The 15,739-nt window shown below is 68.8% G+C and carries 14 protein-coding genes; 4 read left to right on the plus strand and 10 right to left on the minus strand.

What is annotated here, in order from left to right; translation table 11 throughout:
• The first annotated feature begins 50 nt into the window (after positions 1–50).
• Positions 51–473, plus strand: coding sequence for a VOC family protein (locus ABNF93_RS05575; protein ID WP_349326452.1), 423 nt, complete (start codon positions 51–53; stop codon positions 471–473).
• A 120-nt stretch (positions 474–593) separates the two neighbouring features.
• On the opposite strand, the gene ABNF93_RS05580 is transcribed toward ABNF93_RS05575, so the two are convergent.
• The 6 genes from ABNF93_RS05580 to ABNF93_RS05605 form a co-directional block, all read right to left on the minus strand.
• Positions 594–809 (minus strand): SAM-dependent methyltransferase, encoded by a 216-nt coding sequence (locus ABNF93_RS05580; protein ID WP_349326454.1) that lies wholly within the window; start codon positions 807–809, stop codon positions 594–596.
• 90 nt (positions 810–899) lie between these two features.
• A complete protein-coding gene (locus ABNF93_RS05585) occupies positions 900–2,150 on the minus strand; it encodes a glycoside hydrolase family 76 protein (protein ID WP_349326455.1) in 1,251 nt (416 codons plus the stop codon).
• A gap of 211 nt (positions 2,151–2,361) precedes the next feature.
• A complete protein-coding gene (locus ABNF93_RS05590; protein WP_349326457.1) occupies positions 2,362–3,222 on the minus strand; it encodes an amino acid ABC transporter permease in 861 nt (286 codons plus the stop codon).
• Entirely contained in the window at positions 3,219–3,884 is a 666-nt protein-coding gene (locus ABNF93_RS05595) for an amino acid ABC transporter permease (protein ID WP_349326459.1), read from the minus strand. Before ABNF93_RS05595 ends, ABNF93_RS05590 begins: the two co-directional genes overlap by 4 nt.
• Before the next feature lie 78 nt (positions 3,885–3,962).
• Positions 3,963–4,835, minus strand: coding sequence for a glutamate ABC transporter substrate-binding protein (locus ABNF93_RS05600; RefSeq protein ID WP_349326460.1), 873 nt, complete (start codon positions 4,833–4,835; stop codon positions 3,963–3,965).
• A 106-nt stretch (positions 4,836–4,941) separates the two neighbouring features.
• Positions 4,942–5,703: an amino acid ABC transporter ATP-binding protein gene (locus ABNF93_RS05605; RefSeq protein WP_502877544.1), complete on the minus strand. Its 762-nt coding sequence runs from the start codon at positions 5,701–5,703 to the stop codon at positions 4,942–4,944.
• Positions 5,704–6,047: 344 nt separating this feature from the next.
• Here ABNF93_RS05605 and miaB point away from each other — a divergent pair, with 344 nt between their 5' ends.
• Entirely contained in the window at positions 6,048–7,520 is a 1,473-nt protein-coding gene (miaB, locus tag ABNF93_RS05610) for a tRNA (N6-isopentenyl adenosine(37)-C2)-methylthiotransferase MiaB (RefSeq protein ID WP_502877545.1), read from the plus strand.
• A gap of 97 nt (positions 7,521–7,617) precedes the next feature.
• On the opposite strand, the gene ABNF93_RS05615 is transcribed toward miaB, so the two are convergent.
• From ABNF93_RS05615 to ABNF93_RS05630, 4 genes are all read right to left on the minus strand, one after another.
• Complete coding sequence (locus ABNF93_RS05615; RefSeq protein ID WP_349326462.1) at positions 7,618–9,681, minus strand: hypothetical protein; 2,064 nt, start codon at positions 9,679–9,681, stop codon at positions 7,618–7,620.
• Positions 9,682–9,683: 2 nt separating this feature from the next.
• Positions 9,684–10,928, minus strand: coding sequence for a Gfo/Idh/MocA family protein (locus ABNF93_RS05620; protein WP_349326464.1), 1,245 nt, complete (start codon positions 10,926–10,928; stop codon positions 9,684–9,686).
• A gap of 137 nt (positions 10,929–11,065) precedes the next feature.
• A complete protein-coding gene (locus tag ABNF93_RS05625) occupies positions 11,066–12,094 on the minus strand; it encodes a lysylphosphatidylglycerol synthase transmembrane domain-containing protein (protein ID WP_349326466.1) in 1,029 nt (342 codons plus the stop codon).
• Positions 12,095–12,147: 53 nt separating this feature from the next.
• The gene (locus tag ABNF93_RS05630) at positions 12,148–12,993 is read right to left on the minus strand and encodes a PIG-L deacetylase family protein (protein WP_349326467.1); all 846 of its coding nucleotides are present in this window, start codon (positions 12,991–12,993) and stop codon (positions 12,148–12,150) included.
• A gap of 386 nt (positions 12,994–13,379) precedes the next feature.
• On the opposite strand from ABNF93_RS05630, the gene ABNF93_RS05635 reads away from it, so the two are divergent.
• Together ABNF93_RS05635 and ABNF93_RS05640 are read left to right on the plus strand one after the other, a co-directional pair.
• A complete protein-coding gene (locus tag ABNF93_RS05635; protein WP_349326469.1) occupies positions 13,380–14,579 on the plus strand; it encodes a glycosyltransferase family 4 protein in 1,200 nt (399 codons plus the stop codon).
• Between the two features lie 34 nt (positions 14,580–14,613).
• Positions 14,614–15,636: a LacI family DNA-binding transcriptional regulator gene (locus ABNF93_RS05640; RefSeq protein ID WP_349326471.1), complete on the plus strand. Its 1,023-nt coding sequence runs from the start codon at positions 14,614–14,616 to the stop codon at positions 15,634–15,636.
• Positions 15,637–15,739 lie beyond the last annotated feature (103 nt).

Consider the following 15,739-nt stretch of genomic DNA (forward strand, 5'->3'; position numbering starts at 1 on the left):
GCGGGCCACGACCGCGGGCCGCGACCGCGGGCCGCGAGTGAGGAGCTCCCGTGAAGATCGGCAACGTCACGTTCGACTGCGCAGACCCCGACCGGATGTCGACGTTCTGGGCTGCGGTTCTGGGCTATGAGAAGCGGGACTTTCCCGAGGACATGAGGCAGATGTTGCTAGCCGCCGGCCTCACCGACGAAAACCTGGCTGGCCGCGGACTCGCCGAAGATCCCGCCGGTGTGGGGCCGCGGTTCCTTTTCCAGCGAGTGCCGGAAGGAAAGCAGGCGAAGAACCGCGTCCACCTCGACATCAACAGCGCGGAAGGCCGCCGGGCGGAGCCGCAGGAGGTCGACGCCGAGATGAAGCGGATCGTCGCTCTCGGCGCCACAGTGATCCACAAGCAGGACGCGACATGGGGCCCGTGGCCCGAATATCACTATGTGATGGCCGATCCCGAGGGCAACGAGTTCTGCGTTCAGTGACCGCCAGCGCGCCGGTCACGACCAGGCGACGCACCGCTCGGCGAAGTTCTTCAACGCTCCGCTGTTGACGACGATCGTGCGCGGCTGAAAGAGACCCGCGTACGAATTCACCAGGGCAGATCAGGTCCAGTGGTCAAGGCAGACCGATGAGATGTCGGTCCCGATGACCTTCCGCGTGTGCTGGGCAAGTAACGCCGTCGTGGTGCCCCACTCGCAGCCGATCTCGAGGACCGAGTCCGCGGGTCTGACCACGCTCGGGATGGTCTGCCGGTACTCCCGGACACCTCGCGTGGCGATGACGCGAGACCGGAACCTGTACTGCCGTTCGTTCGCCATATCCTCCGCCGCCTTCTCGCACGCCGTTGACGCCAGCTCCGCTGTCAGGTCCGTTCAGGACCTCGCGTCGCTCGCGTCGCTTCCCCCGCTTCACGCGGCGAAGCGGTAGTCGCGGGACTTCCAGGCCAGCAGGGCGAAGGTCTGGATGACAGCGGACTGTTCCAGTGTTTCCGGCCGGTACGACGGGTCGTACGGGCCGCCGCCCGACGGCGGGAAGCGGAACAGCCCCAGGGCGGGGTCGCGGTTGCTGGCCCACGTGTGCTCGGCGTAGGTCTCCACGACTGCCCGGTAACGCGGATCGTGCGCGGCCGAGTCGAGCAGGAGGAGGTTCTTGAAGAAGATCGAGTTGAAGATTGCCGGCTGGTCGAAGTAGCGGTTCTCAGCCGTCCAGTGATCGAGTGCGGCCGTCGCGTCGGCTTCGGCGCTCTCGAGGTAGTCCCGGTCTCCGGTGGCGCGGTAGAGCAGCGTTCCCGCACCGATCATCGCGCCCGAGTTGTAGATCCAGAGCGTGGGGTTGACCGTGCCGTCGAGGCCGATGTCGTTCCAGTACAGGCCTTCTGGCGATCGCAGACAGGTGCGGTTCCACGTATACAGTCGGTCCGCCCAGTCGAGATAGCTCCGCTTTCCGGTGATCTCGTAGAGGTGGGCTGCCAGCTCGGTCGCGAGCCCGGTGACGTTGGCCGCCCGGATGGAGGTCCACGACGCGTCGACCCAGAACATCCCGCCAGGGCAGGGATGCGAGGCGTCGGTGTCCCATCCCTGGGTGAGTACCTCGAAGACCTGCTCGGCCCGCTGCCGTGCGGACGCCTTGTGGGTCAGCCGGTAATGCCGTACGAACTCCAGCCCGACGATCGCGTTGTCGTCGTAGAACAGGTCGCCCCCGCCGCCGAGCGGTGGCACGACGTAGGAGGCGTAGCCGGGCGGCTCGCGGTCGGTGTTCCAGTACGCCTGCAGGGCCGAGAACCTGTCCCGCACGTCATCGTCGTACGTCCGTCCCGACCCCGGAACGACGGTCAGGTCGATCGTGGCGGCCGTGGCCTCCCGGACCGGCCAGAGGTAGGAGAAGGCGTTGTCGGTGTCCTCGCGCGGGTACTTCTCCTGGTAGAGGTGATGCTGTCCGTCGCCCAGGTAGAGGTAATCCTGGAGCGCGTCGTAGGAGGCTGTGGCCCGGCGCGCCCACTCCGCCTGGCTGGTCCCGGCGCCTTCCGCGGACGTCGACGGTGTCGTGGCGGGTGCCGCGCCCGCAGGACCCGCAGCGGCGGCGGTGAGCGTCGTGGCCAGGAGGGCGCCGGCAGTGAGGAGAACTCCGAGCTGGCGAGGCACGAATGCGAGGCGGGGCATGGTCGCGTGAGCCTTTCGGAGCGACGGTGACGCGAGGGGTCGGCTCAGCGTGCTCGCTTCCGCCCGCATCGTCGAGCGTCGTGACCGTACCCGGCCCCCACGCCACGTCGTCGGTCACGTCGTGGTGGACCAGTTGACGTGTGACAGGGGGACCCCTGACACGAACCTATTGGCGCAGGGGTCCCCTCATCCAACGCTCGACATCGTCTCGTCAGTCGCCGCGGGAAGCTCCAGCATCAGGACCGGCACCTGGGACGGCAGCGACAGGGACGACCCGGCGACCCTGGCGGCGCATCCGTGACTCGAGCCACTGGGCAAGCCGGCCGAGGCCGTAGTTGATGACGATGAAGATGGCGGCGAGCACGATCCCGACCGTCAGCGGGTTGTTGTAGAGCGGCGAGACGTAGATCTGCTCGCCCACGCGGACGATGCCAGGTGCGCCGATCGCGAAGCCGAGCGCGGTGTCCTTCAAGGCGACCACGCACTGGCTGATGATCGCGGGCAGCATCGACCGAACCGCCTGCGGAGCCAGGACGAGCGCCATGACCTGCGACTTGCGCAACCCGATCGCGTAACCCGCCTCGCTCTGCCCGCGCGGCACGGCCAGGATGCCGGCCCGGAAGATCTCGGCGAGGACGGACCCGTTGTAGAGCATCAGTCCGATGACGAGGGCCCAGAAGGGACCGAAGATGTTACCGAACCCGAAGAAGATGAACAGGATGAGCAGAAGGAGCGGGACCGCTCGGAAGAACTCCACGATCGCCACACTCGGCACGCGGAGCCATGCGTGGTCGGAGAGTCGGCCAGCGGCGAAGACCGCGCCGAAGACAACAGCGAGCACGATGGCGACGGCGGCCGCGCTGAGCGTGGTGACGAGACCTTCGGCGAGCGCACCGATGATGAGGGGCTTGGTGAACGCCGCCCACTTGTCCGGGGTGATCTGCTCGGTGTCCCACAACTTCCACAGCGCCCACGCGAGGACCGCGGCCATGGCGAGGGTGCCGACGGCGGTGTAGATGCGCTGTCGGGCCAGAGCCTTGGGGCCGGGTACGTCGAACAGCACCGCACTCATCGCGCCACCGCCACACGCCGCTCGAGAATCGCCGCGATCCCCGAGATCACCAGGACGATCGCGATGTAGCCGCCCGCGATGCCGATGAAGTTGTAGACCAGCGAACCGGGGAAGTCCTCGATCAGGTCACTCAGCCGGTAAGTCGCCTCTGTGACGCCGAACGCCGCGGCGACCGAGGTGTTCTTCGTCAGGGCGATGTAGACGCTCGCCAACGGTGGGATGACGGCCCGGAACGCCTGCGGCAGGATGACGAGGCCGAGCGTCTGGCCGAACGTCATGCCGAGCGAGCGGGCCGCCTCGGCCTGACCGGACTGGACCGTGTTGATGCCCGACCGCACGACCTCGCAGACAAACGCGGCCGTGTAGAGGGAGAGTGCTGTCACCGCGCGCCAGAAGAACGCGTTCCCCCAGAGGAAGTCGTCTCTCAGCAGTCCGAGTGCCGGGAGTCCCACGACGGCGATGATGAACAGCACGACGAGCGGGGTGTTGCGAAAGACGTTGACGTAGCTGGTGCCGAAGGCGCGCAGCGGTGCGATCGGTGAGACCCGCATGGCAGCGAGCAGGGTTCCCAGCACGGTCGCGATGACCAGGGAACACCCGAGGAGCTGAAGGGTTAACCAGAATCCGTCGATCAGGCGGGATCCCAGCTCGGACAGATACACGGCAGCTCTTCCTCACCTTCGTCGCGCGAACGTGTCGGTGCCCGGCGCGTCGTCACGCCGGGCACCGACCGGGTTGTCCTACTCGCAGGCGTCAGGCTTCGGCGGAGTGGGGGTCTTCACACCCGACTCGCCGAGTGTCGCCTCGAACGCCTCCGCCCAGGTGCCGTCCTCGACGGCTCCCTGGATGGTCTCGTCGAGGAACTTGCACATCTCCGTGTCACCGTGCGTGTAGCCGATGCCGTACCGCTCCTCGCTGAACGCCTTGCCGACGACCTCGAGCTCGTCGGGCTTCTGCGCGGCGTAGCCCAGCAGGATGGCGCCGTCGGTCGTCACGGCGTCGACCGAACCATTGAGCAGCTGGTTCACGCAGTCGGAGTACGTGTCGAACGGCACGGGGCTCGCGCCGTAGTCGTCCGCCACCTTGTCAAGCGACGTCGACCCCGTCACGGAGCAGGTCTTGACGTCGGCGAGCTGCTGTGGCCCGGTGATCCGGTCCTTGTCCTCCTCACGAACCAGGAGCTGCTGGCCGGTGATGTAGTACGGGCCGTACTGACCCACGACCTGGCGGCGCTCGTCGTTGATGGAGTACGACGCGAGGACGATGTCGACGGTGCCGTTCTGGAGGAAGGGCTCCCGGTTGTCCGAGACCGTCTCCTTCCAGGTGATGTCCTCGGGCGCGACACCGAGCTTGGCGGCGATGACCTTGCCCATCTCGATGTCGAACCCGGTCGGCGCGTCGGCGCCCGGCTCCTTGTAACCGATGCCGGGCTGGTCCATCTTGACGCCGATCGTGATCTTGCCGGCGTCCGCCAGCTTCGCCATCGTCGTACCGGAGGCGAACTCGGGGTTGTCGGCGACCTCGACGTCGACGCCGGTTCCCCCACCACAGGCGCTGAGGACCAGCGCGGCAACGGCGCCCACCCCCAGCAACCGCAACTTACTCATTCGCATGACGTCCCCTTCTCGGTGTCTTTCGTACTCGTTCGGCCTCGGGCCTTGGTCGGCTTCGCCTTGCAGGGCCCCGCGTGAGGCGAAGGTTCGGTGTGCAGCAGGGTCTTCAGTGCTGCAGGATCTTGGAGAGGAAGTCCTTCGCGCGATCAGAACGCGGGTTCGTGAAGAACTCCTCAGGCGTACGTTCCTCGACGATCTGGCCGTCGGCCATGAACGCCACCCGGTCGGCGGCGCTGCGGGCGAATCCCATCTCGTGGGTCACGACGACCATGGTCATGCCGCCGTGGGCGAGATCGACCATGACGTCGAGCACTTCCTTGATCATCTCGGGGTCGAGCGCCGAGGTGGGCTCGTCGAAGAGGATGACCTTGGGCTCCATGGCCAGCGCGCGGGCGATCGCGACCCGCTGCTGCTGCCCGCCGGAGAGCTGGGCGGGGTATTTGTCCGCCTGGTTGGCGACGCCGACCCGTTCGAGGAGTTGGGTGGCCTTCTCCTCGGCCTCTGCCTTGGACTTCTTGCGTACCTTGATCGGTCCGAGGGTGACGTTCTGCAGCACGGTCTTGTGCTGGAAGAGGTTGAACGACTGGAAGACCATCCCGACATCGGCCCGCAGTTGGGCGAGGGCCTTGCCTTCGCCCGGCAACAGTTGACCATCGAGGCGGATCTCGCCCGAGTCGATCGGCTCCAACCGGTTGATGGCGCGACAGAGCGTGGACTTGCCCGAGCCGGACGGTCCGATCACCACGACGACCTCGCCGGCATGGACGGAAAGGTTGATGTCGCGGAGCACGTGCAGCTCTCCGAAATACTTCTGCACGTTGTCGAGGACGACCAACGGACGCCCGTTCGCCGCCTGGGCGGCGGGCATCTCTTCGCTCGTGTCAGTCATGACAGGGCAAGGTACCCTGTCCGCGCTCCGGTGCGCGACACAGCGGGGCGGACCGTAACCCGACTGCATTACAGATCGTCGGCAGGCCGCGTCGCCGGTCACTCATCGTGATAACCCATCTGCCGATCGTGACGGCAAGGTGGTGCGCGTGGTCGCCTTGTCGGGCACCTGCCTCCTGCGGCCGGCCCGGACCGGAGCCGTACCCTGGGACGGTCATGACGCAACGCACCGAATCCTCGCTTCCCGACGTTCTCGACACCGGTCACGCCGCCGGAGCCGTCGCGGGCGGCCGTACGTATGAGGTCCGTACGTTCGGCTGCCAGATGAACGTCCACGACTCCGAGCGGCTTTCCGGCCTGTTGGAGGACGCGGGCTACGTCCGCGCTCCCGCCGGTGACACCGCCGACGTCATCGTGCTCAACACCTGTGCCGTACGCGAGAACGCCGACAACAAGCTCTACGGCAACCTCGGCCACCTCGCGCCCACCAAGGCGGAGCGCGCAGGGATGCAGATCGCGGTCGGGGGTTGTCTCGCGCAGAAGGACAAGGGCGAGATCGTCCGCCGCGCGCCGTGGGTCGACGTCGTTTTCGGTACGCACAACATCGGCTCGCTGCCGGTCCTGCTCGAACGCGCGCGGGTGCTCGGCGAGGCGCAGGTCGAGATCAAGGACTACCTCGAGACGTTCCCGTCGACGCTGCCATCGCGCCGGGAGTCGCCGTATGCCGCCTGGGTCGCAATCAGCGTCGGGTGCAACAACACCTGCACGTTCTGCATCGTGCCGGCGTTGCGGGGGCGCGAGAAGGACCGCCGCCCCGGTGACGTGCTGGCCGAGGTGCAAGCCCTGGTGGACGAAGGTGTGCTCGAGGTGACGCTGCTCGGGCAGAACGTCAACGCCTACGGCGTGGAGTTCGGTGACAGGTTCGCGTTCGGGAAGCTGCTGCGCTCGTGCGGCGGGATCTCCGGGCTGGAGCGGGTGCGGTTCACCTCGCCTCACCCGCGCGACTTCACCGACGACGTCATCGCCGCGATGGCAGAGACGCCGAACGTCATGCACCAACTGCACATGCCGCTGCAGTCGGGCTCGGACTCGGTGCTGAAGTCGATGCGGCGTTCGTACCGGCAGGCGCGCTATCTCGACATCGTGCGGAAGGTCCGCGAGGCCATGCCGGACGCCGCGATCACGACGGACATCATCGTGGGTTTCCCGGGCGAGACCGAGGAGGACTTCGCGCAGACCCTGCACGTGGTGCGCGAGGCGAGGTTCGCGGGCGCGTTCACGTTCCAGTACTCCAAGCGGCCGGGCACACCCGCCGCCGACATGGACGGCCAGGTGCCGAAAGCCGTTGTGCAGGAGCGGTACGAACGGCTGGTGGAGTTGGTCGAGGAAACTGCCTGGGCGGAGAACCGCGCGCTCGTCGGCCGGGAGGTCGAGGTCCTCGTCGCCGAAGGGGAGGGCCGCAAGGACGCCGCGACCAGGCGGCTCAGCGGCCGCGCGCCCGACAACCGCCTGGTCCACTTCACACCCGACGGTGCGGTGCCCGTAGGTGCGGTGGCCGATGACGCCCAGGGCACGATCCGGCCCGGTGACCTTGTCCGTGTGGCGGTGACCTACGCCGCGCCGCATCACCTGGTGGCCGACGGACCGGTTCTCGGCGTACGCAGGACGCGGGCTGGTGACCTCTGGGCAGCAAGCAGGAAGGGTTCGGGTGGTTCCGGCGAAACGCCCGCCGCGGCCAGCGAGGCCACCGGGCGCCCAGAGCCGGTCCTGCTCGGCATGCCGTTCCTTCGCGCCTGACCCCTTTCGCGCCGGAGCAGGGGCGCGCGTGCCCACGAACATGAAGGAAAGTCGTCCATAGGCCCGCAACCTTCATGATCACGATCATGATCACGGGTCAGGGGGCGGGGGAGAAGCCTTCGGAACGGATGCGCCATTGGTCGGTGGGGAACCCGGGCGCGGGTCCTTCCGGCGCACCGTCCCAGCCGCCCGCCATCATCGCGACGGCGTAGAGCAGTCCGCCGTTGCCGGGTAGATAGAGCGGCAGCGTCCTCGGCCGCTGGAAGTTGTGACCGTTGCCGAGATAGCGGTTCTTCGGCACGTCAAGGAGTAACGCGTCGACCGCCAGCGACGGTTCCCCGACCCGGCACGCCGTCATGGCGAGGAGGGGAAAGTCCCACCCCCACGTCTCGTCCCACTCCCAGCGGTCCAGCACGTGGCGCAACGTGGCGCGCATCCGTGCGTGGTCGACGAGGCCGGTGTCGGGAACGAACCCCAGCGCCCCGACCATCGCCGGGTGCCCCTCGGGCAGCGTCACCGGATGCTCCAGCTCGACGTAGATCCCGTCCCGCACCGGCAGGGGCGCGAGCCCACGTGCGATCGAGTCCCAGAGCGAGATCCGCGGCAGGCCGAGACGCTCGCGCCAGGCCTGCGCGGTCCGCAGCCCCCAGGCCCAGTAGCTCAGCTCGAACGCCGGGTTGCGCGCCTCCCGCCGGGCACGAAACGCGCGTTCCTGCGCCGACGCGAGCGGAGGCCCGAGGTCGAACTGTTCCCGTCGCGGATCCCAACTCGCGTACGACGCCATGAATGTCGCGGACTCGAACACGAGTGGTGCGAGACGTTCCAGGGTCCGCCGGGTGGGCCGCGCCCGCCACAGGAGCTCGGCGAAATAGATCGGGTGCGGCTGCTGCCAGATGAGGACGGCTCCGATGTCGCTGGGGCTCTCGCGTCCTTCCGGGCCCACCTGCTTGGGCCATCGGGCACCCGCGTAACCCTGCACCCTGGCGTACTCCTGCGCGACGGGGAGGATCCTTTCGTACCATCCGATGCTGCGTTCGAGCAGCGACGTGCGGCCCCACAGTGCGAAGTGGGCCGCGTGCCACCAGTGCATCTCGAGGTGGAACTTCCCGCGCCAGCTGTTCTGGACGAGTCCGGTCTCCTGCGGCGGTGTCGAGCCGGCGCAGTGGATGGCGGTGAGGTACTGCGAGAGCACGACCCGCCGCTCGAGCTCCTCCGCGCGCGGGTCGGTGCTGTCGCCGAAGTCGACGACGCCGCCGGTCGCCCAGAACTCCGCCCAGAACAGCTCGGCCGCCGTCAGAGTCTCCTGCACGGTCTGCGGTGTCCCGGCAAACGGAGTGGGGGAGAAGCCCGCCGTGAAGTCCAGCGCGCCGATCCCGTCGGTCCTCAGGACGAGCTCGTGCGGCCCGGTCTGCTTCAGGTGCGCACCGCAGGACCAGGTGAGCCCGACATGGTGGACGTCCCTGTCGAGGACCCTGCGGATGTGGGCGTGGCGGCCGCGGACCGAGACCTCCGTGTGGTGCAGCGCGGCGGAGTTCCAGTCGCACGGCTCGCTCCAGTCGCCCTGGGCGTACGGAAAACGTACGGCGACAGCGAGATCGCCCCGGGCGAGGAGCGCCGACTCGATGCGCACGGCGATCAGGTCGAGCTCCGGGTCGCAGGTCGTCGCCACCTCGACCAGCGTCCCGTCGAGGAGGAACCGGCTCTCGATCCGGCCGCGCCACAGGTCGAGGCGTTGACTGATCGCCGCCAGCTCCGACACCCGCAGCCCACGGCCGTCGGCCCGGACGAACCCGATCCGGCCGAGGTCGATCCGATGCGGGTTCTGCCGAAGCCACTGCCGCGCCTCCTTCGCCCGATGGGTGACCGTCGGGTCGGAGTAGTCGGCACCCGTGGTGGCGTAGGTGACCGTGCGCCCCTCGGGCGTCTCGTAGTCCTCGTACGAGTCCGCCAACGCGAAACCCTGCGGGTTGGGCGCGGTGTGCCAGGCCCACTGCGCTTGGGTTCCCAGGCGAATTCCGTCCGCGTGGAAGTCGGGCAGGCTCTGCAGTCCGGTGACATCCACGGTGAACGCGAACTCGCCGTTGCCGACGGAAAGAGGTTCGAGCGGGTCGGCGGAGGTTCGGTGCACGGCGTGGCGGGCCACGATCGTGTAGCGATCCATCATCATGAGAAAAGGTCAAAGTGTGTGTAGTCGGCGAGCGGGAACTCTCGGGTGGGTGCGGCCCAGTCGGCACCGGTTTCGGAGAAGAGCAGGCCGTCGCGCGCACAACGTTCGACCAGGGCGTCGACACCGTCCAGGGCGACCCATCGCGCACCTTCCTCGAAACGGGCGGTGACTGCGGGTGGCGAGACGGGTCTGGGTCTGCCGGCGGATTCAAAGATCCCGGACAGGGCGAGAACGAATCCGCGGCACATTCTAAGCGGGCACAGGATTTCCCGGTCGCGCCCACCCACCACCTCGGCGAGGTCGACGAGCAGGTGTGAACGGTCGACGGGACCATGAAGTGCTGGCAGGTCACCCGGAACGTCGGCCGGCAGGCCTGCGGCCATGGGCGGGTCGATCGTGAGCCTCCCGGTCGTGTACCACGCCGTGGCGGTGGCTGAGGTTCCCCTGACGACGATCCGCGGATCGGTCTGCTCTTCGGCGCACAAAGTCGTGACGGCGATGATGGTGTGGCCGTCGGTCGTGGTGATCCGGACGCTTGCCGTGTCGTCACCCTCGATGTCGCGGCAGCGGTAGAGCTCGGCGCGTACGGTCGCGGGGACGGCGGTATCTCCCGCCGCGCGCCCAGCAGCCCGCCCGGCGACCATGAGGGCGTTCATCAGGCCGTGGGCGAACGGATTGGTCAGCGTGCCGTCAAGGACGTAACGCCCCTGATGCGTGAGCCGCCCCGCCCAGCCGGTCCGCGCGTAATAGGCGTCGGAACGTTGCCACCGGCCGATCATCGCGACCAGTTCGATCTCGCCGAGCGCGCCGGTGCGCGCGAGGTCGCCAAGGGCGTCGGTCACGGGGGCCCGCGCGGTCTGGAAGCCCACCTGACACAGGACGTCACGGCCGCGCTGCACCTCGACCAGCCGGTCGAGGTCCTGGATGGTCACCACCGGTGGCTTCTCGACCAGGACGGAGACTCCCGCGGCGAACGTCTGCTCGATCATCTCCGCGTGCAGCGGAATGGGCGTCGCGAGGATCGCGATGTCGAGCGGCTCACCAGCCAGCATCGCGGCGAGCGACGGATAGCCCATCGGGTGGTGCGAGCAGGACTCGGCGACGGCCTCGGCGGCACCTGGGGCGATGTCGGCGTAGGCCACGAAGTCGAGGCGCCGGTCGAGATGGAGCTGGGCGGCGGCCCGCAGGTGGGTGCGCCCGTATCCGTTGACGCCCACCAGGCCGACGCGGGGGAGTCGCATGAGCATTTCTCCTCGCCCAAGAGGAAGCGTCCGCATCGCCCGACACCGCGAGAACCCGGGCGAGGTGCCCCGTGATCGGACACCGGCGGCGAGGTCGGCATGGGCCTGACCAGCGGCCGGACCGTCGCGATCCTAGGTCAACCGGCGCGGACGGGTCGAGCGTTGTCCCTGGTACCGGCCACCCTCGGCCGCTGGGCGACGAGTCCCCGCAGGCTCCAGAAGAGAGCACCGAGGGGGATCTCGAGAATGTAGGTGAACGTCGAGAACAGCAGGACCGCCGCAGCTACCGGTCCGGCCGGACCACCCAGCGACACCATGGCGGCCGCGGTACCGGCTTCGCTGATGCCGAACCCGCCCGGCGTCACCACGACGGTGGTGAGCAACCGCCCCAGCGCGAACGCCGCCACCGCCTCGCCGAGTCCGACGTACGCACCGGTCGCCGCGAGGCAGGCGCAGAACAGACCCGCCTGGAGGACGAGGTAGGCGAGCATGCCGGCGGTCATCGCCGGCCAGGCGGTGCGCAGCAGTCCGGCGGTCGTCGTCCGCAGCCGGGCGAGCGACACACTCGGCAGGGAGCGGCGTGGTCGGATTCGGTGGGGAAGGAGCCGCAGGGCGCGGTCGGCGGTGCGTCCGGTGACCCGCGCGGCCCGGTCCCACCGCAGGGCCGTGACGGTGGCAGCCACGAGACCGATCAGGGCGAGGGCCGCCACCAACGCAGGCACGGCGACCCGCGCGTCGGGAACCCTGCCGGTGCCGAGCAGGGCCACCAGGCCGAGCGCGGGCAACAGGAACCTCGCGAGCACGTTCCACAGGCCGCTCGTCACCGTGCTCACCGCGATCGGGTTCGTCCGGAAGCCCCACGAGCGGGCGAGCGCGAACGTCAACGCCACACCCGCGGCACCGCCGAACGGCATCAGGTTGCTGACCGCGCTTCCGGCGGCGTTCAACGTCATCGCCTGCGGGCGGCTGAGGCCGGGCAGGGACGCCGTGAGCACGAAGGTGTACGCCCAGAGTCCCGCCAGCCACAAGACGACGAGTCCGGCGACGACCACCGGGTCGAGCGCGGCGAACTGCGCGCCGATGTCGCTCCACCCCACGTCGACGAAGTACGGAAGGCAGACGACGAGACCGACCGCGACCAGCAGCGAGAGGGCGGACAGGGCCATGCGTAGCGGGGCCGTTCCTCGCCGGGGCTGGGGCGTCGCGGCGGAAGGGAACGTCATCGGGCGCTCAGCCCCGGGGGTGCCGCGCTCGGGGTCGGCACCTGGTCCAACGGGTGCGTGAACGCCGAACCGGATGCCACGTCCCTGCGTACGTACCACTCCGTTCCCAGCACGAGGCGGAACAGCGGACCGGGCAGTCGCCTCAGGGCGGCGAGCGTACGGATGGAGTCGCCCCCGGTCGCCTGGCTCGCGTGCGCGGCAAGGCTTGCCCGCTTGGCCGCGGCGTACCTGCGTACGTCGATGCGATGGGTGATCTCCGTCCGCGACGCGAAGAGGTGGGCGAAGCGTTCGACGTCGAAGCCGGGCGGAAACCGATAGACGCGACCCACCAGCCGGAGCGCCCGCAGCAGCAGCTCACGGTCGACCGTGGCCTCGAGCACTGTCGGCGTGCCGGCGAGCTCGGCCGCACGGACGCCGACGCGGTGGACGTGCACGTGGTCCGGGTGGCCGTAGCCGCCGGCGGGGTCGTAGACGGTCAGCAGGTCGGCGCGTTCGGTCCGCAGCAGATCGGCCAACCGGTGGGCGGCCTCGTCGACATCGCTTCTGCAGAAGGCCACCTGGCCCGGCCCCGGAACGGCGGTGCCGTCGAGTCCGCTGTCGGCGTAGCCGAGAACCTCGACGCGAGCACAGCCGAGTGCCTTCGCCGAGGCCGCCAGTTCGCGCAGCCGCACCTGGTCGAGGTTCTCGCTCCCTGGACGCGTGGCGGAAAGGCCATTGCCTCCGGCCGTGGCGACGACAAGGACCACCCGGTGCCCTTCGCAGGAGAGGCGCGCCATCGTTCCGCCGGTGAACAGCGCCTCGTCGTCTGGATGGGCGTGAAAGAAGACACACGTACGACTCACCCGCCCAGCCTGACATGTCGGCAATCAGAATCCGCGCATTCTCGGGGAGATCTCCGGGACACCACTGAGGACCAGAGATTCTTCGAACCTTCGCGTCAGGGACATCTCGGGGATTCCTCCAATGGTGAACCGCGACGGCGCCTTGATAGGTATGGACGCAGGCGTGAAGGGGAATGCTGGGGGCGATGCAATAGTCCTGACGCACAAATCCTCTGCCACCTGGCCGACGGCCACGGAAGTAGAAGAGATGTGTCGCGCGTATTGGTATTGCGTCGGCCCGATCCCACGCTAATAGACACGCCGAAATACGACAGGACAGGCGTCGAGGAAACGCAGAGTCGAATTGCGGGTGGAATTCCACCGGACTCGGCGCGTGGGGAGGGTGCATGGTGAAAATTGTTCATGTCAGCGACTGCTTTCTACCCCGGCTGGGTGGCATCGAGACCCAGGTCGCTGAACTCACCCGGATGCAGCGTGGCGCGGGCCACGACGTCGAGATCATCACCGCGACTCCCGACCGGACGGACGGCCGTGTCGCCGCTGCGGTGCCCGTGCATCGCGTGGTCGCGCGGCTCCCGTGGGACCTTCCGGTCCATCCGCGGATGGGACACCACCTGGCGCGGCTCTACCGGGAACTGCGGCCAGATGTCGTCCACGTGCACGTCGGCGCTGTGTCGCCGTTCGCCTGGTCAGGCGTCCGGGAGGCTACGTTGGCCGGCATCCCCACCGTGGTGACCGTGCACAGCATGTGGGACGCCGGCACTGCCACGGTCTATCGCTTCCTCGACGCGATGGTCGGCTGGACGCGCTGGCGCGGAGTGTGTACGGCGGTGAGCGGAGCCGCTGCAGAGCCCATCCGCCGGGTCGTCGGGGAGCGCGTCCCCGTCCACGTCGTGGCCAACGGCATCACCATCGGCCACTGGCGTCTCGCAGCGCCGGGTGGCGGGGTCGAGCCCCACGGTCCCGTGCACGTGGTCGCGGTCGGCCGGCTCGCACCCCGCAAGCAGCCGTTGACACTGCTGCGGATCCTGCGTGACGCTCGGGACGTCCTCGCCGTCGGGCAGGACGTCGGGCAGGACGTCGCGCAGGACGTCGGTCGGGACACTGCCGGCACGTCCCCGCTCCGGGCCACGATCGTGGGTGACGGTCCCGCACTGCCGTGGATGCGGTGGTACCTCCGGCGACATCGGATGGAGCCGTGGGTGACCCTCACCGGGCGCCTGGACCGTACGCAGGTGCGTACGGTCCTGGAGGACGCGGACCTGTTCGTGGCACCGGCCCGGCGCGAGTCGTTCGGCCTCGCGGCGCTGGAGGCCCGACTGGCGGGCGTTCCGGTGGTCGCGTACGCCGACAGCGGGGTGTCGTCGTTCGTCGTTGGGGAGAAGGAGGGCCTGCTGGGCCGCTCACCGGGCGAGCTCTCGGCCGCCGTGGCAAGGCTGGCCAGCGACCGAGCACTCCGCGCCGCACTCGCCGCGCACAACCTCGCGAGCGTCCCCGTGCACTGCACCTGGCCGGTGGTGCTCGCCGACTTCGACGAGCGTTACGCTCAGGCCATGGCGCGGGCGCCGGTGGCGCCGGTGAGGTAGGGCTGGGGGCTCTCGACGAAGGAGAGTGGCGGCGATGCCGACGACGCTGCGGGATGTCGCGAAGCTCGCCGGCGTATCCCCCAAAACCGTCTCGAACGTCGTCAATGGCTACGTACACGTACGTCCCGAGACCCGGGACCGGGTCGAACGCGCCATCGCTACGCTCAACTACCGGCCGAACCTCTCTGCCCGGAGCCTTCGCCAGGGCAGGACCGGGATCATCGCGCTCGCCGTCCCGGAGTTGGACATTCCGTACTTCGCCGAGCTTGCCCGGCACCTCGTGACCGAGGCGGACCTGCACGGGTGGACGGTCCTCGTCGACCAGACCGAGGGCGTGCACGAGCGGGAACGCAAGGTGATCGGTGGCCTTCGCGACCAGCTCATCGACGGTCTCATCCTGAGCCCGCTCGCCCTGACGGCCGAGGACCTCGCAGCGCGCACCGACTCGACACCCATGGTGTTGCTGGGCGAACGCGTCCACCATGGTCCGGCCGATCACGTGGTGATCGACAACATCGCCGCCGCCCGGGATGCGACCAACCATCTGATCGAACGCGGGTGCCGGCGGATCGCCGCGATCGGCGCCCAACGGGTACCCGCCGGCGAGACGGCCCGGCTGCGGCTGCGCGGCTACCGTGAGGCGCTCGCCGACGCCGGGCTGCCCTACGACGAGGAGCTCGTGACGACCACCCTGCGGTATCACCGCCGCGACGGAGCGGCGGCGATGACCTGGCTGCTGGGGCTCCCACACCGACCCGACGGCGTCTTCTGCTTCAACGACCTGATGGCTCTCGGTGCGCTGCGTACCCTCGCGGAGCAGGGGGTCAAGGTGCCGGGTGACATCGCTGTGATCGGGTTCGACGACATCGAGGACGGCCGCTACTCCGTGCCCACCCTGTCGACGATCTCACCGAACAAGCAGGAGATCGCGCGCCTCGCCGTCGATCTGCTCAAGCGGCAGATGGTGACCGGCGGTCCCGGGCTGGCCGATGGCGATGGCCCGCAGGAGATCTTCGCGCCGTACAAGCTCACGCCACGGGAGAGCACCCTCGGCTGAACCGAGCCCATGAACCGGCCCATCAGGTGGGTTGTTCGGCCACCCACGCGTGACGCCTTACGCACCCACCTGGCACGGTAGCTGTCTGACGAAAACTCCCCGG

The organism is Actinopolymorpha sp. B9G3, from assembly GCF_040120725.1.
Classification (GTDB): domain Bacteria; phylum Actinomycetota; class Actinomycetes; order Propionibacteriales; family Actinopolymorphaceae; genus Thermasporomyces.